Here is a 1103-nt window from a genome sequence, read left to right on the forward strand (position 1 = left end):
TGGTTACATCGCGCGACTGCCATATGCGGTTGCAGCTTTCGTGCAGATTATCAAACGAGGGAATTGGAATGAGCGGCCCAGAGGCCTCTTCTCCTCCTGCTTGCGCCGCAAGGTCCGCCAGCGAAAGAGGCGCTTTGTCATCTGACGTGCCACACCATTCGCTCAAACCCAATGCGCTGAACAACTTGTCATAGAAGGCCATTTATCCCACTTTCCGATCTACTTCAGTGCGTTAGGGGCATCGCTGAGGATGCCCCTGTCCATGCAGTTTACTGCAGCAATGCGGAAAGTTTGTCGCGCGCAGCATCGTTAAGCCACGCTCCCCAGACATCCTTGTAGGTCGTCAGAAAGTGCACCGCACCTTCATCGTAGGAGGCATTGTTGTCCTCGACCCATGCCAGCGTTTCGCCCATCTGTGCGTTGGTGAAGGACAGATTTGTCATCAGGTCAGACACTGCTGCGTTTTCGGCCATGAATTCTTTCGACAGAACTGTAACGACTTCACTGCGGGGGAAGGCGCTCATTTCTGGCGTCGCGCATTCCGCTGTGATGTTGCAGGCGTGCTTTTCAGGGTCATGGGGGCCCATATCGACCAGGGTCATCGGGTATTTGCCCAGTACCGATGTCGGTGCCCAATAAAAGCCGAACCACGGCTCTTTGTTTTCGTAGGCGGCAGCGATCGAAGCCGCAAGGGTTTCGCCTGATCCATGCACGAAGTTTTCAATGCCTGCATCAATCAGCCCGCCTGCCTTCATCAGGTTGGTGCTGACATTCAGACAGGTCCATCCCTCGGGGCAATTGTGAAAGCGATTTCCGACGAGTTCGGGGTTGGCTGCGATGCCTTCAATTGTTGCCAGTTCCGGATGCTCCTCCACAAGGTAGTTCGGAACAAAGAACCCTTCGACACCGCCATCTGACAGAACTTCGGTCACAGGAATGATTGCACCTGAGTCAACCAGCCCTTGGTAAGCCGGCGCGCCGTTTGTCCAGATTTCAGTCAGAATATCGGGCTCTCCTGTCTCGGAAACGGATGCCAGCGCAGGGTTGCTCGAGAGCGGAACCGTGGTCACTTCGCAACCATAGCCTTGCTCCATCAGAAACTT

Annotated in this window: 1 protein-coding gene and 1 pseudogene; both read right to left on the minus strand. The window is 54.9% G+C overall.

The window, feature by feature from the left end; genetic code table 11:
- Positions 1 to 202, minus strand: a pseudogene (locus AC2FLD_RS22460) (glycine/betaine ABC transporter permease); the annotation flags it as partial.
- A 67-nt stretch (positions 203 to 269) separates the two neighbouring features.
- Positions 270 to 1103: glycine betaine ABC transporter substrate-binding protein (locus AC2FLD_RS22465; protein WP_496674568.1), on the minus strand; the 834-nt coding region annotated here is incomplete at its 5' end.

It is taken from the genome of Ruegeria sp. CDSA021, assembly GCF_059612325.1.